The organism is Paenibacillus rhizovicinus (genome assembly GCF_010365285.1).
Lineage (GTDB): Bacteria > Bacillota > Bacilli > Paenibacillales > Paenibacillaceae > Paenibacillus_Z > Paenibacillus_Z rhizovicinus.
This window is the reverse complement of sequence record NZ_CP048286.1, coordinates 819,887-841,234: the sequence shown is the minus strand read 5'-3', so window position 1 is coordinate 841,234 and position 21,348 is coordinate 819,887. Positions and strand designations below refer to the sequence as shown.

Annotated in this window: 16 protein-coding genes; all 16 read left to right on the top strand. The window is 52.8% G+C overall.

What is annotated here, in order from left to right; genetic code table 11:
* Positions 1–22 precede the first annotated feature (22 nt).
* The 16 genes from GZH47_RS03745 to pnp all read left to right on the top strand — a co-directional run bounded on the left by GZH47_RS03745 (position 23) and on the right by pnp (position 21,227).
* Positions 23–817: a phosphatidate cytidylyltransferase gene (locus GZH47_RS03745; RefSeq protein ID WP_162638656.1), complete on the top strand. Its 795-nt coding sequence runs from the start codon at positions 23–25 to the stop codon at positions 815–817.
* A 22-nt stretch (positions 818–839) separates the two neighbouring features.
* On the top strand, positions 840–1,979 hold the full coding sequence (locus GZH47_RS03740; RefSeq protein ID WP_162638654.1) for a 1-deoxy-D-xylulose-5-phosphate reductoisomerase: 1,140 nt from the start codon (positions 840–842) through the stop codon (positions 1,977–1,979).
* Between the two features lie 77 nt (positions 1,980–2,056).
* Positions 2,057–3,334: an RIP metalloprotease RseP gene (gene rseP / locus GZH47_RS03735; protein ID WP_162638652.1), complete on the top strand. Its 1,278-nt coding sequence runs from the start codon at positions 2,057–2,059 to the stop codon at positions 3,332–3,334.
* 6 nt (positions 3,335–3,340) lie between these two features.
* Positions 3,341–4,789 carry a proline--tRNA ligase gene (gene proS / locus GZH47_RS03730; protein ID WP_162638650.1) on the top strand — a complete coding sequence of 483 codons (1,449 nt, stop codon included), beginning with the start codon at positions 3,341–3,343 and terminating at the stop codon, positions 4,787–4,789.
* Positions 4,790–4,807: 18 nt separating this feature from the next.
* Complete coding sequence (locus GZH47_RS03725; protein WP_162638648.1) at positions 4,808–9,115, top strand: PolC-type DNA polymerase III; 4,308 nt, start codon at positions 4,808–4,810, stop codon at positions 9,113–9,115.
* 801 nt (positions 9,116–9,916) lie between these two features.
* A complete protein-coding gene (gene rimP / locus GZH47_RS03720) occupies positions 9,917–10,378 on the top strand; it encodes a ribosome maturation factor RimP (protein ID WP_162638646.1) in 462 nt (153 codons plus the stop codon).
* Between the two features lie 67 nt (positions 10,379–10,445).
* Positions 10,446–11,543 (top strand): transcription termination factor NusA, encoded by a 1,098-nt coding sequence (gene nusA / locus GZH47_RS03715; protein WP_162638644.1) that lies wholly within the window; start codon positions 10,446–10,448, stop codon positions 11,541–11,543.
* 35 nt (positions 11,544–11,578) lie between these two features.
* Positions 11,579–11,896, top strand: coding sequence for an RNase P modulator RnpM (gene rnpM / locus GZH47_RS03710; protein ID WP_162645061.1), 318 nt, complete (start codon positions 11,579–11,581; stop codon positions 11,894–11,896).
* Positions 11,883–12,212 carry a L7Ae/L30e/S12e/Gadd45 family ribosomal protein gene (locus tag GZH47_RS03705; protein ID WP_192043615.1) on the top strand — a complete coding sequence of 110 codons (330 nt, stop codon included), beginning with the start codon at positions 11,883–11,885 and terminating at the stop codon, positions 12,210–12,212. The genes rnpM and GZH47_RS03705 overlap by 14 nt, the downstream gene beginning before the upstream one ends.
* Positions 12,205–15,180, top strand: a complete 2,976-nt coding sequence (gene infB / locus GZH47_RS03700; protein WP_162638641.1) for a translation initiation factor IF-2 — start codon at positions 12,205–12,207, stop codon at positions 15,178–15,180. The genes GZH47_RS03705 and infB overlap by 8 nt, the downstream gene beginning before the upstream one ends.
* Before the next feature lie 7 nt (positions 15,181–15,187).
* Positions 15,188–15,550: a 30S ribosome-binding factor RbfA gene (gene rbfA / locus GZH47_RS03695; protein ID WP_162638639.1), complete on the top strand. Its 363-nt coding sequence runs from the start codon at positions 15,188–15,190 to the stop codon at positions 15,548–15,550.
* A complete protein-coding gene (locus GZH47_RS03690; RefSeq protein ID WP_162638637.1) occupies positions 15,547–16,557 on the top strand; it encodes a DHH family phosphoesterase in 1,011 nt (336 codons plus the stop codon). Before rbfA ends, GZH47_RS03690 begins: the two co-directional genes overlap by 4 nt.
* The gene (truB, locus tag GZH47_RS03685) at positions 16,557–17,477 is read left to right on the top strand and encodes a tRNA pseudouridine(55) synthase TruB (protein WP_162645060.1); all 921 of its coding nucleotides are present in this window, start codon (positions 16,557–16,559) and stop codon (positions 17,475–17,477) included. Before GZH47_RS03690 ends, truB begins: the two co-directional genes overlap by 1 nt.
* 24 nt (positions 17,478–17,501) lie before the next feature.
* Positions 17,502–18,458, top strand: a complete 957-nt coding sequence (locus GZH47_RS03680; RefSeq protein ID WP_162638635.1) for a bifunctional riboflavin kinase/FAD synthetase — start codon at positions 17,502–17,504, stop codon at positions 18,456–18,458.
* A gap of 165 nt (positions 18,459–18,623) precedes the next feature.
* Positions 18,624–18,893 (top strand): 30S ribosomal protein S15, encoded by a 270-nt coding sequence (gene rpsO / locus GZH47_RS03675; protein WP_161696834.1) that lies wholly within the window; start codon positions 18,624–18,626, stop codon positions 18,891–18,893.
* Between the two features lie 228 nt (positions 18,894–19,121).
* The gene (gene pnp / locus GZH47_RS03670) at positions 19,122–21,227 is read left to right on the top strand and encodes a polyribonucleotide nucleotidyltransferase (protein ID WP_162638633.1); all 2,106 of its coding nucleotides are present in this window, start codon (positions 19,122–19,124) and stop codon (positions 21,225–21,227) included.
* Positions 21,228–21,348 lie beyond the last annotated feature (121 nt).

Sequence of the window (21,348 nt, the reverse complement as noted above, 5' to 3'; positions counted from 1 at the left end):
TGAACTGGAGCGTGTCATTCGCGTGAAACAACGCATTATTTCAGGCGTCATTGCAGGTGCCGCCTTTGTGGTTTTGACCGTGCTTGGCGGATGGTATTTCTTTGCACTACTTCTCTTCTTGACGATCGTCGGCATGAAGGAATACGTTCGTATGAACGGCGTCACCATGAAGCATCCGTTAGCTTGGATCGCCATGGCGGGGATGCTGTTATTATTTCTGCCTTGGAACGACCTTGGCATGAATCAACCGTCTGCCTTACATATGTTATGGATACTGATGTTTATTTTGCTCAGCGTGACCGTCATAACGAAGAACGAAGTGACGCTCGACGGCGCGGCGTTGATGCTGCTGGGCGCGCTATACGTCGGTTATGGCTTTCACGCCATGTATGAAATTCGAAACGGCGATTCCCATGGCTTGTTGACGACGATTATGGCATTCTTCGCGATTTGGGCTTCCGATGTGGGGGCTTACTTTACGGGGAAAGCGATCGGCAAAAACAAGCTTTGGCCATCGATCAGTCCGAATAAGACGATTGAGGGCTCATTGGGCGGCGTCGTCCTGTCGCTCATCATCGCGCTCTTATTTGCTTTCATATATCCGGATGTAATCAGCATCGGACGCGCGATCATGATCGGGCTTGTCGCGGCCATTGCCGGGCAGTTTGGCGATTTGATTCAATCCGCCTATAAACGCGTTCGGGGCATCAAAGACTCGGGATCGATTATGCCCGGACATGGCGGGGTGCTTGACCGCTGCGACAGCTGGCTGGTTGTGTTTCCGCTGCTCATTATGATGGATTTGCTGCCGCTGTAAGGCATGCTGGGAGGCATATGTGTTGAAGAAGATATCAATTCTTGGCTCCACGGGTTCAATTGGTACACAAACGCTGGATATTGTGAGCCGCGAACCGGAACGTTATGCTGTTGAAGGCTTAGCCGCCGGCAGCAACCTGGACTTGCTGATCCAGCAAGCCAAAGCATTCAAACCGAAGACGGTATGCTTGGCTTCCAAGACCCTTGCAGATGAAGCGAAGCAGCTCCTGCCGGCCGGAATCAAAGTGGTTTACGGAGATGAAGGTCTCGTTGAGGTCGCCGCTGGTACGGAAGCCGATACGGTCGTTACGGCTATCGTAGGAAGCAGAGGGCTGCCTGCGACGCTTGCAGCCATCGATGCAGGCAAAGACATCGCGCTGGCCAACAAGGAAACGCTCGTCACGGCCGGACATTTGGTAATGAAAAGGGCAGTTGACCGCGGTGTTTCGATTTTGCCGGTGGATAGCGAGCATTCCGCGATTTTCCAATGCCTGAACGGCGAAAGACGCGTCGATGTGAAACAGATTACGTTGACCGCTTCCGGCGGTTCGTTCCGCGATCGCAAGCGTGAAGAACTGCAGGGTGTAACGGTTGCAGAAGCGCTCAATCACCCGAATTGGTCGATGGGAGCGAAGGTGACCATAGATTCCGCCACCATGGCTAACAAAGGGTTGGAAGTTATAGAAGCGCATTGGCTGTTCGGGTTGCCTTACGACCAAATCAAGGTGCTTATTCACCCGGAGAGCATTATTCATTCGTATGTAGAGTTCGTGGACCATAGCATCGTCGCGCAGCTTGGCTTGCCGGATATGCGGGTTCCGATTCAATATGCGCTTACCTATCCCGAGCGGCGGGTAACGCCGACGGGTTCCTTGGATTTGGCGAAGCAGTCCGCCCTGCATTTCAGGGAGATGGATTTTGATCGTTATCCGTGTCTGCGGTATGCTTATGAAAGCGGAAGAGCTGGAAAATCCACTCCGACAGTATTCAATGCGGCGAACGAAACGGCAGTGGCTCGTTTTCTGGCGGGCGAAATTTCGTTCCTCGAGATCGAAACCATCATTGCGACCGTTCTGGAACGGCATGAAATCGTCGAGGTTCCCGATGTCACTGCAATCGCGGAAGTGGATGCTTGGGCACGCAGAACGGCTGCCGGCATCTAACCTGGGTTCTCTTGTATCGAACGGGAGAATAATGATAATCTAAGTACAGGCCGTTACGAACAGGAGGCTCGAGAGCGATGCACACGATTCAAATCGTTTTTATGGTGGTAATGGTCTTCTTCGTCATCGTGACCATACATGAATGGGGTCACTTTTACTTTGCGAAGCGTGCCGGGATTTTGGTTAGAGAGTTTGCCATCGGGTTTGGCCCGAAACTGTTTTCCATTAAACGCGGCGAGACGCGGTATACCCTTCGGCTCGTACCCGCGGGCGGATTCGTCCGCATGGCCGGCGAAGATCCGGAATTGGTCGAAGTTCAACCGGGTCAGACGATTGCCGTTCGTGTAAAAGACGGTAAAGTGACCCGTATTTACTTGGACCGGCTGGACGATCGGAGCAATGTTGTCCGCGGCGAAGTGGAAACGATCGATATCGAGAATAACCTGAAGGTTGCTCTGAATACGGATGGTTTGATCGAATCCTTCGATATTCATCCGCAGGCGCTGATGATCGCGAAAGGGAAAGAGACGCAGATCGCTCCGCTTGACCGCCAGTTCGGCAGCAAGACCGTCGGGCAGCGCGCGCTTGCGATCGTAGCAGGGCCGATCATGAACTTCGTGCTCGCCTTCGTGTTATTCTTCGCATATATCCAGATGGCCGGCGTGCCGATGGAGAACCCGGACCGTCTGCTTATCGGCGATGTCGTTGACGGCATGCCGGCTTCGAAGGCCGATATTAAAATCGGCGATGTCATCTATGCGGTCAACGGCGTGAAGATCGGCACGGATTCCGAGAAAATGATCGACTTGATCAGCAAATCGGTTAACAAGCCGCTTACGTTCACCGTCGTGCGCGACGGCAAGGAAATCACGTCTAAAATCACGCCGAAACCGGATGATCAAGGCGTAGGAAAGCTCGGTATCTCAGCTGCGTTGCCATCACGTCCAGCGAAAATCGGCGAAACGTTCAAGTACGCAGGAAATGCGATGAAGAACATGACGATCATGATTTTCGAAGGCTTTAAGAACTTGGTCACGTTGCACGTGAAGCTTGATGATCTCGGAGGTCCGGTCAGGACGGCCCAAGTCACGAGTCAAATCGCGGAACAAGGATTTACGCAGCTGACTTCATGGGTTGCCATACTAAGCTTGTATTTGGGGATTTTCAACCTGCTGCCGGTTCCTGCGCTCGATGGAAGCCGTTTGCTCTTCCTTGGCCTGGAGGCGGTCCGCGGACGTCCGGTCGATCCGAACCGCGAAAGCATGGTGCATTTTATCGGCTTTGCGATGCTGATGCTGCTGATGCTGGCCGTGACGTATAATGATATTTTGCGCTTGGTAAGAGGGGAGAACTAGTCGGTCATGTCGAAAGAAAAACAATTCGTAACGGAGATCACGCCGCAGAGCGAGGACTTCTCCCGTTGGTATATCGATGTCATTAAGAAAGCGGAGCTGATGGATTATTCGCCGGTCCGCGGATGCATCGTGTTCCGTCCGGAAGGTTTCGAAATTTGGGAGCATATGCGCGATGAACTAGATCGTCGTTTCAAAGAAACCGGCCATCGCAACGCTTATTTCCCGATGTTCATTCCGGAAAGCTTCTTCATGAAAGAGAAGGAGCATGTCGAAGGCTTCAATCCAGAGCTGCCGTGGGTAACGGAAGCGGGCGGCGAGAAGCTGGAAGAGCGTCTTGCCATTCGTCCGACGTCGGAAACGATCATCGGCCATATGTATTCCAAATGGATTCAATCGTATCGCGATCTGCCTGTTCTGATCAATCAATGGGCGAACGTCGTCCGTTGGGAGAAGCGGACGCTGCCGTTCTTGCGCACGACGGAGTTTCTGTGGCAAGAAGGACATACTGCGCATGAACTGGAATCCGAAGCGCGTGAAGAGACAAGCCAGATGCTGGATATCTACCGCGATTTCTGCGAGAACTATTTGGCGATTCCGGTTATCATGGGTCAAAAGACGCCTTCCGAGCGTTTTGCGGGCGCAGTGGATACGTACTCCATTGAAGCGATGATGAAGGACGGCCGTGCCGTTCAAGCGGGTACGTCCCATTACCTCGGCACGAAATTCGCCGTTGCGTTCGATATTAAATATTTGGACCGCGAAAATACGCAGCAATTCGTGCACACCACTTCATGGGGCGTTTCGACTCGACTGATGGGTGCCATGATCATGGTGCACGGCGACGACCGCGGCTTGGTACTGCCGCCGAAGGTTGCGCCAACGCAGGTCATTATGATTCCGATCGGACCGCCTAAGACGCGCGAGCAAGTCGTAGGCCGCGTGGACGAGCTGTACGCCGAACTGAAGAAAGCCGGTATTCGCGTGAAGGTCGATGATCGCACCGATATGAGCCCTGGCTGGAAATTCAACGAGTATGAAATGCGGGGCGTTCCTATTCGCCTTGAACTTGGACCGCGTGATATGGAGAACGGACAAGTTGTTCTCGTTTCGCGGATTTCAGGCGAGAAGCGAATCGTGCAGCAGAGCAGCTTGAAGGAAGAAATTGAACGTATGCTCGCAGACATTCATCATGATATGCTGGAGCGTGCGAAGCAATTCCGTACGGACCATTCGTATTCGGTCGAAACGCTGGATGAGATGAAAGCCTTGTTCGAAGAACAGCGGGGCTTTGCATTGGCGGGCTGGTGCGGATCAGAGGCTTGCGAGCGTCAAGTGAAAGAGGAAACGGGTGCTACGAGCCGGAACATTCCGTTCGAGCCTGCCGAGCACAAGAAGACTTGCTTGGTGTGCGGAGAGAAGGCGGAGCATTCCGTCGTATTCGCTCGGGCGTATTGATTTTTGGGGGAGGGCAATATGAACCAAACCGGGGATAAGCGGCAGCGGTTCGAACTGCTGATGAAGCAGGCGGACCTGCCGCAGCAATTAACGGATGAGCATTTTGGCGATGGATATATAGACAAAGTGATCGTAAGCCGGAGTAACCGGGAATGGACGTTTTGCATTAGCAAAACGTCTTTGGTTCCTTTACCGGCTTTTGGTGTTTTTTGCAGGGCGATTCAAGGCAAGTTTGCGCATATTGCGAAGATATCGTTCCAATTTCAATTTGGCGAGGACATCTCCAGAGAAGAATTGGTGAGCGAATATTGGCCGGCTTTCATTGAGTGGCTGCAGCAAAGCAATGCGTCCATTAACGGTTGGATCAGCAAAGCGAAGATGGAAACGGACGGGGAACTCATTACGCTCCATATGATGGACGAAATGGGGCTTGAGATGGCGAAGAAAAAACGGATCGACGAGATGGCGGTCGATTTCTACAAGAATCAGTTTTCCGTCGCATGCCGCGTCAAGATGAAAGTGGCGGAATCCAAACACGACATCTACGAAGCATTCGAGCAGAAGCGGGCCCAGGAAGAGCGCGACGTGATCGAGCAAATGATGACCGCCTCGATTCCGGAAGAGCCGACTGTCGAAGAAGGCGATGTGCGCCTGGTTGTCGGCTATGATATTCGCGACCAAGCCGTTCCGATTATGAACGTCATCGAAGAAGAGAAGAAGATAACCGTGCAAGGCGCCGTGTTCGGACTAGACGAGAAGGAGCTGCGCAACGGCAGCACGCTCTTCACTTTCAACGTGACGGATTTCACCGATTCCATCGCGATGAAGATGTTCGCCAAGACGAAGGACGACGTCAAAGTCCTGAAACAGCTGGCCAACGGCAAATGGATCAAAGCGCGCGGACGCGTGGAATACGACCGTTTCATGATGGAGCCGGAGCTCGTTATGATGCCGTCCGACCTGCATGAAGTGATGTCGCCGCGGGAACCGAAGGATGATGCGGAAGAGAAACGCGTCGAATTCCACCTGCACACGACGATGAGTACGATGGATGCGGTCACTTCGGCCGATGCGTATATCAAACAGGCTGCCAAATGGGGACATAAAGCGATTGCGATTACGGATCACGGCAATGTTCAGTGCTATCCGGAAGCTGCGAAGGCCGCAAAGAAGAACGGTATCCAAGTGCTGTACGGATTGGAAGCGAACGTGGTCAACGATGCCATTCCGATGGTCATGAATTCACGAGAACAATCGCTCGCGACCGGCGTATACGTCGTATTCGATATCGAGACCACCGGTTTGTCGGTCGTGAACAACAAGATCATCGAGCTTGCGGGCGTCAAGATGCTGGAAGGCAAGGAAATCGACCGCTTCTCGACGTTTATTAACCCGCATGAGAACATACCGTACAACATTCAGCAGCTCACGAACATTACGAACGAAATGGTCGTCGATGCGCCTGAACTTGGACCGCAAATCAAAGCGTTCGTTGAATTTATCGGCGACGCGGTTCTAGTCGCGCATAACGCGCGATTCGATATGGGCTTTATTCAAGCCGCGTGCAAGCTGCATGGATTGCCCGAAGTCAAGAATCCGGTATTGGATACGCTGGAACTGGCAAGGTTCCTGCATCCGACGATGAAGAATCACAGACTGGGGACATTGGCGGATAAATTCAAGGTTAGCCTCGAGAACGCTCACCGAGCCATTGACGATTCGATCGCCCTTGGCGGCGTACTGTTTGTGCTGATCAATGACGCAGCGGCTCGCAATATTACCGGCCTTCATATGCTTAATGATTACGTTGGGCTCGACCTGTCCAATATGCGTCCGTTCCATTGCTGTATCTATGCGCTTAACGCGGTAGGCAAGAAGAACTTATTTAAATTAATTTCCATTTCGCATACCCAGCATTTTAAACGCGTTGCCACGATTCCGAAGAGCAAGCTGTCGGACCTACGCGAAGGTTTGCTGATAATCTCGGGCTGCGAGAAGGGTGAATTCTTCGAAGCGGTTATGAACAAATCGTTGGAAGAGGCCGAGGAAACGGCGCGTTATTACGATGTGCTGGAGATTCAGCCAGTTACGTTCTACATGCATTTGGTGGAGAAAGGTTTCGTCGCCAGCCGGGCCGAAATCGAACAGGCACTGCGCCGTGTTTGTGAAATCGGCGATAAATTGGGCAAGCCGGTTATTGCGACTGGCAATGTGCATTACTTACTGGAGCGGGACAAGATGTTCCGTGACATTACGATTCACGGCATTACGGGCTTCAGTCCGCTCAAAGACATTACGAAGCCGGACGCTCATTTCCGAACGACGAAAGAAATGCTGGCCGAGTTCGAATTTCTGGGCGAAGCTCGCGCTTACGAAGTCGTCGTGAAGAACACGAACGAGCTGGTCGACCGATTCGAGAAATTCGATCTGTTCCCGACGAAGCTGTTCGTTCCGATCATGGAAGGCGCCGACGAAGAGATGCGCAACACCTGTTATGAAACAGCCAAGCGCCTATACGGCGAACCGATACCGGAAGTCGTCGTGCAGCGGCTGGAGAAGGAGCTCATTCCGATTACGAAAGCGGGCTTCGCGGCCAACTATTTGATCTCGGAGAAGCTCGTGAAGAAGTCGAACGCGGATGGCTATCTCGTCGGTTCCCGGGGTTCGGTAGGTTCATCTGTCGTGGCGACGTTCCTCGGCATCTCCGAGGTTAATCCATTGCCTGCGCATTACACGTGCTTGAACGAAGCTTGCAAATACAGCGAATGGTTCCTGGACGGCAGTTATCCGAGCGGATTCGACTTGCCGGACAAGGTCTGCCCGAACTGCGGCCAACCGCTGAAGGGCGAAGGACAGGATATTCCGTTCGAGACGTTCCTCGGCTTCAAAGGCGATAAAGTTCCCGATATCGACTTGAACTTCTCGGGCGAATACCAAGCGACGGCGCATAATTTCACGAAGATCATGTTCGGCGAGAAGGCGGTATTCCGGGCGGGCACGATCGGAACCGTCGCGGAGAAGACGGCATACGGATTTGCGAAGAAATACGAGGAAGACAAAGGCAAGAAATGGCGCGGAGCGGAATTGTCCCGGCTTGCGAGCGGCTGTACGGGCGTCAAGCGGAGCACGGGCCAGCATCCCGGCGGTATCGTCGTCGTGCCTGATTATATCGACGTAGAAGACGTTACGCCCGTACAATATCCGGCCGATGACCAGAATGCCGAATGGCAGACGACGCATTTTGACTATCATGCCTTCGAGGAAAACCTGCTGAAGCTCGATATTCTCGGACACGATGATCCGACCATGATGCGGATGCTGCAGGACTTGACCGGCGTCGACCCGACGACGATCCCGATGAACGACCCCAAGGTTATGAGCATGTTCAGCTCGACTGAAGCGCTCGGCGTAACACAGGAGCAGATTCGTTCCTCGGTTGCCACGTACGGCGTGCCGGAAATGGGAACGAAATTCGTCCGCCAGATGTTAGAGGAGACGAAGCCGGCGACTTTTGCGGATTTACTGCAAATCTCGGGGTTGTCCCACGGAACGGGCGTATGGCTGGGCAATGCGCAAGAATTGATCAAGAATCGGACCTGCACCATCAAGACGGTAATCGGCTGTCGTGACGATATCATGCTCTTCTTGATTTATAAAGCGGGCATGGATGCGGGACTCGCGTTTAAAATCACAGAAAGCGTTCGTAAGGGACGCGGTCTGACGCCGGAATGGATCGATGAGATGAAGCGGTGCAAAGTGCCGCAGTGGTACATTGATTCCTGCCTCAAAATCGAGTACATGTTCCCGAAAGCCCATGCCGCGGCTTATGTTATTTCGGCTGTTCGGACGGCCTATTTCAAATTGTATTATCCGATTCATTATTATGCGACCTACTTCTCGATCCGCGCAGAAGACTTCGACCTGGAGCTGTTGTGCCAGGGTTACGATGCGATTCTGAAGAAGCTGATCGAAATCGAGCAAAAAGGATTCAACGCCACGCCGAAAGAGAAGAACAGCGTCTCGCTGCTCGAGATGTCGCTTGAAATGACCGCTCGCGGCTTTTCCTACAAGCCGGTCGATCTGTATCGTTCCGAAGCGACGCGCTTCATCGTCGATGGAACGTCCATTATCCCGCCTTTCGGTGCGATCAGCGGTATCGGCGAGAACGCCGCACGCAACATCGCCGCCGCGCGCGACTTTGGCGAGTTCCTGTCCATCGAGGACTTCCAGCAGAAGTCGAAAGCAACGAAGACGATCGTCGAAGTGTTGACGGGCATGGGTTGTTTCCGCGGATTGCCGGAATCGAACCAGTTGTCTTTGTTCTAGAAGGTAGTGGGCTGGCCGGTTAGTTGTGTGGTAGTTTACCGCAAGTGAACGAATGACGAAGGAACGACAGGTTTGGGGTTGTTTGAGCTTTGGCGGTTTGGTTTTGGGTTTACCGCAGGTGAACGAGTGACGAAGGAACGATGGGGTTTGAGGTTGCTTGAGCCTTGGCGGTCTGGTTTTGGCTCTACCGCAGGTGAACAAGTGACGAAGGAACGAAGAAGCCTCTATGTTCTCGCCGGTTTCCGCAGATGGTTGCCGGAAGACCTCGGCAACCATCTGCCTCTGCCTTCCAGCGCTGGTAAGCGAGGGGAAGGAGGGATCGCAGGGCGGGGGTGCAGCCGGAGAGTTTACGTGCCGCCTTTGAACTCGTGATGCTTCCTTGGCTAATTCCATCCAGCATCACGAGTTCAATAAGTGGCCGAAGGCGCACTCCCGCCCGGAGCGACCGCCCCCCCCCCCCCCGAGCGCACCCTCCAGCGCCAATGTTGTCACCACTTCATGGTTATGGTATAATCTTTCTGGTAATGCTGATGATACGACTTTTTCGCAGAAGAGTGGGGAAACCCACTCTTTACGTTTTGTCTGCACCTTTTTACGTCTACGGATACTTACGAAGCTTTATTAAAATTCAAGCATGCGGAAGTCTCCGCCTTAAGAAATGCTTGGATTTCTCTGGGAAGAGACGTATCGTGCCGCCACAAGGGCAGCCATGCCGTTTATTCTTGCAAGGTCCATTTTCAGCTGAAAATAAACTGACAGCGCGCCATCTGACGACCTGCTGCAGTAGGAGGTACATCGTTTTTGAGCACACCTAAAATCAAAACCGCCGTGGAGGAAATGGTCAAACCGTTTCTCGACGAAAATGGATTTGAACTTGTGGACGTTGAGTACATCAAAGAAGGAAGCAACTGGTTTCTTCGGGTCTACGTTGACAAAGAAGGAAATATCGACATCGACGAATGCGGCCGAATCAGTGAATATTTGAGCGAGAAACTCGATGAGAACGATCCGATTTCCGATGCTTACTTCCTGGAAGTATCCTCGCCGGGTGCGGAACGTCCGCTGAAAAAGCCCGATGATGTCACCAAAGCGGTCGGCAAGCATGTTTTCGTAACGACTTACGAGCCGATTGGCGCCTTGAAAGAATTCGAAGGCACATTGATTTCGTTCGACGGCGAAGAAATCGTCGTTGAGATCGGCAAGAAGCGGCATACGATTCCGTATGCAAAAGTAGCAAGCGCCCGTTTGGCCATTCTTTTCTAATTGAAGCGAGAAGAGTCGGCTTTATTATAACGTTAGGGAACCAGTCGAAAGGGGGAACTCATTTCCAATGAGCATGGAATTTATCGAAGCATTGAATGAAATCGAGAGAGAGAAAGGGATCAGCAAAGACATTTTGCTGGAAGCGATCGAAGCTGCCCTGATTTCTAGCTACAAACGCAATTTTAATACAGCACAGAACGTTCGGGTGGACATTAACCGGTTTACGGGCGTAATCAGAGTCTATGCGCGCAAAACCGTCGTTGAAGAGGTGCTGGACCCGCGCCTGGAAATTTCGGTGGAAGCGTCCCACGAAATCAATCCGCATTTCCACTTGGACGATATCGCAGAGATCGAAGTAACGCCTCGCGACTTCGGCCGAATTGCAGCGCAAACGGCAAAGCAGGTCGTGACGCAGCGAATTCGCGAAGCGGAGCGCGGGCTCATTTACAATGCGTTCATCGATAAAGAAGAAGATATCGTGAACGGCATCGTACAACGTCAGGATGTTCGCAATCTGTTTATTGATCTGGGCAAGGTCGAAGCGGTTTTGCCGCTGACCGAACTGATGCCGACGGATAAATTCAAACATGGCGATCGCGTTAAATCGTTCATCACGAAAGTGGAGAACACGACGAAGGGGCCGCAAATTTTCTTGTCGCGTACGCATCCGGGTCTGCTCAAACGGCTGTTCGAGCTGGAAGTGCCCGAGATTTACGACGGCGTGGTCGAAATTCGTTCGGTTGCGCGCGAAGCAGGCTTCCGTTCCAAAATCGCCGTGCACTCCCGTAATCCGGAAGTGGATCCGGTTGGATCCTGCGTAGGCCAGAAGGGCATGCGCGTCCAAACGATCGTAACGGAGCTGAAGGGCGAGAAAATCGACATCGTGCGGTGGTCGGAGAGCGTGGAAGAATACGTCGCGAACGCATTGAGCCCGTCTAAAGTCATCGAAGTTATCGTGTACGAGCAAGAGAAAATGGCACGCGTTATCGTGCCGGACTATCAGCTCTCGCTCGCCATCGGCATCAAAGGTCAAAATGCGCGGCTGGCTGCGAAGCTGACCGGCTGGAAAATCGATATTAAGAGCGAGACACAGGCCGAGCAGGAATATGGCCGTCCGAAATCTCCGATGAGCACCATGCATCAGGATTCCGTCTCCATCGACTAAGAGCCAGTCGGGAAGCGTTCAGGGGGGGATGAATGGTGAGACCAAGAAAAATTCCGCTGCGTAAGTGCGTAGCTTGTCAAGAAATGAAACCTAAGAAGGAATTAATCCGGGTCGTTCGCACGCCGGATGAAGCCGTCCTGATTGATTTAACGGGCAAGAAAGCTGGCCGCGGCGCTTATCTATGCGGGAAAGTGGATTGTTTCAGACTGGCCAAGAAAAGCCGAGCGCTGGATCGGGCCTTGAAACAGACGGTCGGACCGGAGATATACGATCAACTCGCGCACGATTTCATCGCGGTAGAGGATGCGTTCATTGCCAGTAAGGATGAGATGGATGATGATGAAGAAGCATAAGGCGCTTGCCATGCTGGGAATGGCTATGCGTGCAGGCAAACTTGTAACCGGGGATGAGACCGTGCTGAAAGCCGTTCGGCAAGGCAAGGCGAAACTGGTTATAGTTGCGGCGGATGCATCAGATAATACGAAGAAGAAGTTTCGTGACAAGTGTGCGACATATAACGCGAAATGCTTGGAGGCATTTGACCGGGTAGCGCTGGGAGAAGCGATCGGTAAATCGGAGCGGGTTATCCTGGGTTTGACGGATGCCGGCTTTGCCAAGAGCATCGTTCAAAGCTTAACTGAACCTTCGGAGGTGGAGTATATTGACTAAACAACAAGACAATGACAATAAAGATAAATTGCGTGTTTATGAATATGCAAAATCACTTAACATGAGCAGCAAAGAAATCATTACCATTCTAAAGCGTCTCAATCTGCCCGTGAACAATCATATGAGCGTCATGGAGAATGGAATGGTTTCCAAAGTGGAAGGCTTCTTCCGTGATATCAAGGCGAACGCAGCAGCCAAACGCGCGCAGGAGAACGCGACGGTTTCGGCAGCGGCACAATCGTCCAATCGCCCTCAACAAGGACAGCAAGATCGTAAGCCGCAGCACACGCTCAATGCTTCCGTACAACAGGGACAAGGCAACAAAAATACGAATGAAAAACAGGGGAATATGAACATAACACATACATCGAATACACCAACAACGTCCGCGGGTTCATCCGCGAATTCGACGACCAATCAAGCTTCGGCTTCTAGCGCGCAAACGTCATCCACGCCTTCGCAAGGAAATGAAAGCAACGGCACCAACAGTAACACAAACAGCAATAGCAGCAATGCTAGCAGCAATTCCAGTTCCAACAGCAGCAGCAATCAACGCCCGCAAGGTCAAGGCGGCTACCAAGGCAACCGTCCGCAAGGCCAAGGCGGCTACCAAGGTAATCGTCCGCAAGGTCAAGGCGGTGGCGGCTATCAAGGCAACCGTCCACAGGGTCAAGGCGGCGGCTATCAAGGCAACCGTCCGCAAGGTCAAGGCCAAGGGGGCCAAGGCGCTCGTCCGCAAGGTCAGGGCGGAGGCGGCTATCAAGGCAATCGTCCGCAAGGTCAAGGCCAAGGCGGCGGCTACCAAGGCAATCGTCCGGCAGGCGGCGGTCAAGGCGGCGGAGGCGGCTACCAAGGCAATCGTCCAGCAGGCGGCGGCCAAGGAGGCGGTGGAGGTTACCAAGGCAACCGTCCGGCAGGCGGCGGTCAAGGCGGCGGCCAAGGCGGATTCCGTTCATCGGCTCCGTCACAGAGCCAACCGGCTAATCGCGGCGGCGGCGCAAGCAGCGCTCCTGCGCGTACGTTTGATAACAATCGTCCAGCGTCCGACGATCGGAGAAGAACCAATCCGAAAGCGGCGAACAATTCATACAGCAGCAACAAACGTTTCGACGACAACAACAGCAGCCGTTCTGGCAACTTCAAGAACAACAGAGGCGGCAAGAACAACCGCGGTAAAGGCGGTCAACAGCAAGAACGCCGCGAGAAAATCGACAACACGCCGAAGAAAATCATCGTTCGCGGTACGGTAACCGTAGGCGATCTAGCTAAATTGCTGCATAAGGATGCTTCGGAAGTTATCAAGAAGCTCATTATCCTCGGCGTAATGGCCACGATCAACCAAGAGGTGGATCTGGATACCGTTCAATTGATCGCTACGGAATATGGCGTTGAAGTTGAAGTGAAGATCCCTGTCGAGGAAGATCAATTCGAGACGTTCGAAGAGAAAGACGAAGAAGAACTGCTCGAAAACCGTCCACCGGTTGTAACGATCATGGGTCACGTCGACCACGGTAAAACGACTTTGCTGGATGCCATCCGTCAAACGAACGTTACGGGCGGCGAGGCTGGCGGTATCACGCAGCATATCGGTGCCTACCAAGTTGAAATCAACCATAAGAAAATCACTTTCCTGGATACACCTGGTCACGAAGCGTTTACGCTCATGCGTGCCCGCGGTGCCCAAGTAACGGATATCACGATTATCGTCGTTGCGGCGGATGACGGCGTTATGCCGCAAACCGTTGAAGCGATCAACCATGCGAAAGCGGCGAACGTGCCGATCATCGTGGCTGTCAACAAAATCGATAAGCCTGGCGCCGATCCGGACAAAATCAAGCAGAGCTTGACCGAATACGGTCTCGTGCCGGAAGAGTGGGGCGGCGATACGATATTCGTCAACGTGTCGGCTAAACAGCGCATCGGTCTGGAAGAATTGCTTGAAATGATTCTGCTCGTAGCTGAAATGAACGATTACAAAGCGAACCCGAACAAGCGGGCGCGCGGTACCGTCATTGAAGCCGAGCTCGATAAAGGCAAAGGCCCGGTAGCGCGTATTCTCGTGCAGCACGGTACGCTCAAAATCGGCGATGCTTTCGTTGCCGGTAATTGTTTCGGCCGCGTTCGCGCCATGGTCAACGACAAAGGCCGCCGTCTCAAAGAAGCTGGTCCGAGCACGCCGATCGAAATCACCGGTTTGACGGAAGTTCCGCAAGCGGGAGATCCGTTCCTGGTGTTCGAAGACGAGCGCAAAGCGCGCGCTATCGCAGAACGCCGCGCAATCAAGCAGCGTCAATCCGAGTTGGGCGCGAATTCGCGCGTAACGCTCGAAGATTTGTACAATCATATTAAAGACGGCGAGGTCAAGGATCTCAACGTTATCATTAAAGCGGACGTTCAAGGTTCTTCCGAGGCGCTGAAAGGCTCCCTGGCGAAGATCGATATCGAAGGCGTACGCGTCAAAATCATCCACAGCGGAGCAGGCGCGATCACGGAATCGGATATTAACCTGGCTGCTGCGTCCAGCGCAATCGTCATCGGCTTCAACGTACGTCCTGAGCCGCAGGCGCTCGCAACGGCCGAGCAGGAGAAAGTCGACATCCGTCTCCACAGCATCATCTACAACGTCATCGACGAGATCGAACATGCGATGAAGGGGATGCTGGATCCTGTCTTCAAAGAAGTGGTTATCGGCCAAGCCGAAGTCCGCAACCTGTTCAAAGTTACCAAAGTGGGCGTTATCGCAGGCTGCATGGTCACATCCGGCAAAATCACGCGCAGCGCGAAAGCACGCTTGATCCGCAGTGGAATCGTCGTGTTCGAAGGCGAAATCGAGTCGCTCAAACGGTACAAAGACGATGCCAAAGAAGTGGCTCAAGGCTACGAATGCGGCATTACGCTCGATAAGTTCAACGACCTCAAAGAGGGCGACGTTATCGAGGCCTTCATCATGGAGTCCGTAGAGAGGTGATTGACCGATGGCCAAAGTCCGCGTAGGACGCGTAGGTGAACAAATCAAGAAAGAACTGAGCACGATTATCCAAACCGAGTTGAAGGATCCCCGGATCGGCTTTATTACGGTGACAGGCGTTGAAATAACGAACGACCTGTCCCAAGCACGGGTATTCCTCAGCGTGCTCGGAAGCGAAGAACAAAAGGAAGAAACGCTCAAAGCATTGGCACGGGGAAAAGGGTTTATCCGTTCCGAGCTGGGCAAGCGTATTCGATTCCGCCATACGCCCGAGCTGCTGTTTAAATTCGACAGCAGTATCGAGTACGGCAGCAAAATCGAGTCGCTGCTTAATGACATCAATGCAGGCAGTGGCAGGGGAGTTCAATGACCGCGGCGAAAGCTGCGGCATTTCCAGCCGCTTATACGGAGCAGCTGCAGGCTGCGCTGGATTTCATCCGAGGCGGCAGCAAGTTTCTTGTTGTCGCCCACGTTCAGCCTGACGGCGACGCAATCAGCTCGACGCTTGTCGTCGGCTGGCTGCTCCGGCAGCTGGGCAAACAGCCCGTATTGATCAATGAGAGCGCAGTCCCCGTTCGCCTCCATTTCATGGAAGCGACGGCGGGGATCATCAATTACAGCAAACAGCCTCCAGAAGAAAAGTTCGATCGGATCATATCGATCGATTGTGCGGATTTCCGCCGAATCGGCCTTGTGAAAGACTGTTTCGCCGAGAACGCGCAATTGCTCAACATCGACCATCATCCGACGAACGATGATTTTGGATCACATAACCTTATCCGGACGGATGCGGCAGCAACGGTTGAAATCCTTTTCGACCTGATCGAATTTGCCGGCATCCCGTTGGATAACGAAGCAGCTACGGCGATATACACGGGGCTCTTGACAGATACGGGCGGATTTCGTTATTCCAATACGACGCCGCGCGTGATGCATATTGCTTCGGTCATGTTGACTGAAGGCGTGAAGGGCCATTGGATTGCCAATCATCTGCTGGAGCAAATGACGAAACCGCAGCTGTTGCTATTGCAGCGGGGATTGAGCCGGCTCACTTTCTCGGACGACAATCAAATCGCCTGGCTCTATGTCGCTTTTGCCGACATGGCGGATACCGGAGCTGTCGGCGAAGATTTGGAAGGTCTCGTGAATTACGCGCTTAACGTTGAAGGCGTGGAAGTCGGAATCTTGTTCAAAGAAACCGAGAATGGCGATGTGAAAGTTAGCATGCGTTCTTCGGGAAAAGCTGATGTTTCGGCAATTGCTCAAACCTTTGGCGGCGGCGGGCATGTGCGCGCAGCAGGCTGCAGGCTGGAACAGGGCATCCAGGAGTCTGTCGCATCCGTCGTACAAGCCGTAAGAGAGGCGCTGGACAAATGATGGATGGCATTTTGGCAGTTTGGAAACCCGCTGGCTGGACCTCGCATGACGTCGTGGCGAAAGTCAGAGGCATCTTGAAAGTGAAACGGATTGGACATACCGGCACGTTGGATCCACAAGTAACGGGCGTTCTCCCGCTCTGTATCGGACGGGCGACGCGCGTCGTGGAATATGTGCAGGACAGACCCAAATCCTATGAAGCCGTTATGCAGTTCGGACTTGCTACGGACACGGAAGATTTGACCGGCACGATCACGAAGGAACTTCCTTCGGTTTCGTTAACGGAAACTCAGATCCGTGACGTTCTTGCTTCCTTTATCGGCGAAATCGACCAAGTGCCGCCAATGTTCTCGGCCGTTCGAGTCGACGGTAAGAGGTTGTACGAGCTGGCGCGGGAAGGTCAAGTGATTGAACGCCAATCCCGCAAAGTCACGATTTACGAGTTGGATTTGCTCGAGGTCCAATTGAATCAGCCGCATCCCGTCATTCGCTTCTCTGTCGTCTGCTCCAAAGGGACTTACATTCGAACGCTGTGCGTCGATATCGGCGAAGCGCTGCATGTACCTTCTGTAATGGTGAAGTTGATTCGGACGATGTCAGGCGGATTTACCCAAGAGCATTGTTTGACCCTCGAAGAAATCGCTCAGTACAAAGCCTCCGGCACGATCGAGGACAGGCTGACGGCTTCTGACGAAGCGTTGGATCATTTTCCTCGGATAACGATCAGCGCAGCAGATGTTCAGCGCGCTTTCCAAGGGAAGCGGATTCCGCTGCAAAACATACTCGTACAAGAAGCGTTTGAGAGCCATTCCCTGCTTCGCGTATATGGCGAAGACGGTTTGTTCGCAGGCGTATTTCAACCGGATGAGGAATCCGGTACTCTTAAAGCCGTGAAGGTGTTTACGCCGACGGCAGACTAGCGATAATAAAGCAGGTGTGACTGCATGGACGTTATTTCTTTACAATATCCGATCGCGGATTCGGCAGCCGCTAAGCATGCCAAGCCTAAAACGCTGGCCATCGGTCATTTCGACGGCGTTCATCGCGGCCATCAAAATGTCATTGCGCAAGCGGTTGCGTCTGCGCGGGCAGACGGGCTCCAAGGGGCTGTCATGACGTTTCATCCCCATCCCAAAGAAGTGCTCGGCCGAAGCGGACAGTATCAAGTCAGTTTGACGCCGCTTGATGACAAGGTCGAGTGCTTCCGTAAGCTGGGCGTCGATGTGGTATACATCGTTCAATTTGATTTGGAGTTCGCCAGTGTAACGCCGTCCGAGTTTGTGGACCTCGTTCTAAGGCCGCTGCAGGTAAAACGGGCCGTCGTCGGCTTCGACTTTACGTTCGGCGCCAGAGGAGCGGGTAAACCGGAGACGCTATGGTCACTCGGCGAACCGGATATCGGGGTGGAAATCGTGGAGCCATTCATACAAGACGGCGATAAAGTAAGCAGCACGCGCATTCGCGAAGCGCTTATCGGCGGACGTCCCGAGGAAGCTGCATCGCTTCTCGGCGAACCGTACGAGGTGCGCGGGGTTGTTGTGCAAGGTGAAGGCAGAGGCCGGAAACTCGGCTATCCGACGGCCAATATTGGCGTGGAAGCCGGCTTCTTCGTTCCTCGCCAAGGCGTATATGCGATCATGGCGGAGGTTGAAGGCAAGCGTGTTCCGGGCGTGCTCAATATCGGCGTGAAGCCGACGTTCCATGATAATCTCCCTGAGCCGGTCATGGAAGCGCATTTGTTCGACTTCAATAGTGATATCTATGGCAAGACGGTCTCCATTCAATTTATCGCTTTTCTTCGGACAGAGAAGAAGTTCGGTTCCATTGACGAGCTTATCGCGCAAATTCATTCCGATGGGGATCAGGCGCGCGCTTTATTAAGTGCCTATAATAAGAAGTAAGAATCACATTTACTTCTTGCCCAAAGATATGTTATACTCTTAGACGTTGCGTAGTCACAGTCTAGATCCAGTATGCGCAGCATTAGAACCTTAGCTTGGCCTGTCCGTCATTCACCGGGCGCTGGCGAGGCTAATGGCGATTATGATACAAGGAGGTGAACACGGATGGCACTTACGCAAGAACGCAAACATCAATTGATCGACGAGCACAAAACCCACGCGAACGATACGGGATCCCCGGAAGTTCAAATCGCTATCCTGACGCAAAACATCGTCAATTTGACAGATCATCTTCGGACGCACAAGAAAGATCATCATTCGCGCCGCGGTCTGCTCAAAATGGTTGGTCAACGCCGTAAATTGTTGGCTTACCTGAAAAACAAAGACGTACGACGTTACAGCGCATTGATCGAAAAACTCGGCCTTCGCCGATAATAGATGCGGGGATAAAAGCAACCTGGTTGTTACGCCGCCCGGGAATCACGGGCGGCTGCGCTGGGTTGCTTTTTATAAATTAACGTAGCTTACATAACATACCTTGCACGAAAAGCTCACTTACCAGCATGACCTGCACGATGGAGCTTTTCTCATTGACATATGACATTTACAATGCTGACGATGGGGCGTTCCAACAGAACCCTCATTGCAGTGAGGAGGAATTATATGCTGCAACGCGTAGAAACAACATTGGGCGGCCGTCCGCTAGTCCTGGAAACAGGGCGCTTGGCGAAACAAGCCAACGCGGCGGTAACGGTAAAATACGGAGAGACGGTTGTCCTTTGTACCGTCGTATCGTCCACGGAACCGAAAAATCTCGACTTTTTCCCGCTTACGGTCAATTACGAAGAGCGTTTGTATGCCGTGGGCAAAATCCCAGGCGGATTCATTAAACGCGAAGGACGTCCAAGCGAGAAAGCCATCCTGGCGAGCCGCCTGACAGATCGTCCGATTCGTCCGTTGTTCCCGGAAGGCTTCCGTAACGAAGTGCAAATCGCGAACATCGTAATGAGCGTTGACCAAGACTGCTCCCCAGAAATCGCAGCAATGATCGGTACATCGGCTGCGTTGACCCTTTCGGACATTCCGTTTAATGGACCGATCGGCGGCGTAGTCGTAGGCCGCATCGATGGTCAATTCATCATTAATCCGACAGTTGATCAAGCAGCGAAGAGCGATGTTTATCTCGTCGTTGCCGGTACAAAAGAAGCCATCATGATGGTGGAAGCCGAAGCGAACGAGGTATCGGAAGAAGTCATCTTGGAAGCGATCATGTTCGGACATGACGAGATCCGCCGCATCGTTGCAACGATTGAAGAGCTTCAAGGACTTGCGGGCAAACCGAAAGTCGAAGTTAAATTGCATGCCGTGAACGATGCCGTGAATGAAGCGGTACGCGCATTCTCGCAAGCACGTTTGGTTGAAGCGGTTCGCGTGATCGAGAAGCATGCGCGCCAAGAAGCAATCGATGCCGTGAACAGCGATGCCATCGCTCACTTCGAAGTGGAATACGCCGAAACGCCTGAACTGCTTGGCGACGTGAAAGAAGTGCTTTACGATATCGTCAAGGAAGAAGTTCGCCGCTTGATTACGCATGATAAAGTTCGTCCGGATGGACGAGCATTGGGCGAAATTCGTCCAATCGAATGCGATGTCGCCATTCTGCCGCGCACGCACGGAACCGGTTTGTTCACGCGTGGTCAAACGCAAGCGCTCAGCATTTGTACGCTTGGCGCGCTTGGCGACGTTCAAATTCTGGACGGCATCGATTTGACCGAAACGAAACGTTTCATGCATCACTATAACTTCCCGCCGTTCAGCGTCGGTGAGGCTAGACCGCTCCGTCCTCCGGGCCGCCGTGAAATCGGCCATGGCGCATTGGGCGAACGCGCACTATCGAAAGTAATTCCAAATGAAACCGAATTCCCATATACGATCCGTTTGGTATCCGAAGTACTGGAATCGAACGGCTCTACAAGCCAAGCGAGCATTTGCGCAAGTACGCTTGCGATGATGGATGCCGGCGTTCCGATCAAAGCTCCTGTTGCGGGTATTGCCATGGGTCTGATCAAAGACGGCGATCATTTCTCCATCCTGTCGGACATTCAAGGCATGGAAGATCACCTCGGCGACATGGACTTTAAAGTTGCGGGTACGGCAGCCGGCGTAACGGCGATTCAAATGGATATCAAAATCGACGGCATCGACCGCGCGATCCTGTCCCAATCGCTGGAGCAAGCGCGCGAAGGCCGCATGCACATCCTTGGCAAAATGAACGAAGTGATACAAACGCCGCGTACAAGCCTGTCGCAATACGCGCCGAAGATCGTCATCATGAAAATCAACCCGGATAAAATCCGTGACGTTATCGGCTCCGGCGGTAAAATCATCAACAAAATCATTGATGAAACCGGCGTAAAAATCGATATCGAGCAAGACGGAACCGTCTTTATCGCATCCTCCAACGCGGAAGCGAACGAGCGCGCGAAACAAATCATCGAAGGCATTGTCCGTGAGGTCATTGTCGGCGAAGTGTATTTGGGAACGGTGAAACGTATCGAGAAATTCGGCTGCTTCGTTGAGATTTTGCCGAATAAAGACGGGCTCGTTCATATTTCGCAAGTCTCCGCGGAGCGTATCGCGAAAGTGGAGGACGTGCTCAAAATCGGCGATCAAATTACGGTTAAAGTTACGGAAATCGATGCGCAAGGACGGATCAACCTGTCCCGCAAAGCCGTGTTGGCACCGGAAGTGCCTGCGCAGCAGTCTTAAGCGGCATCAACATCAATGGGAAAGAGGCAGGAAAAACCTGTCTCTTTTTTTATTTTGACGTCTCATTCTTCTTCACATATTGTGGGCCGAGCCATAATAAGATGAAGGAGAAGGGTGGGAC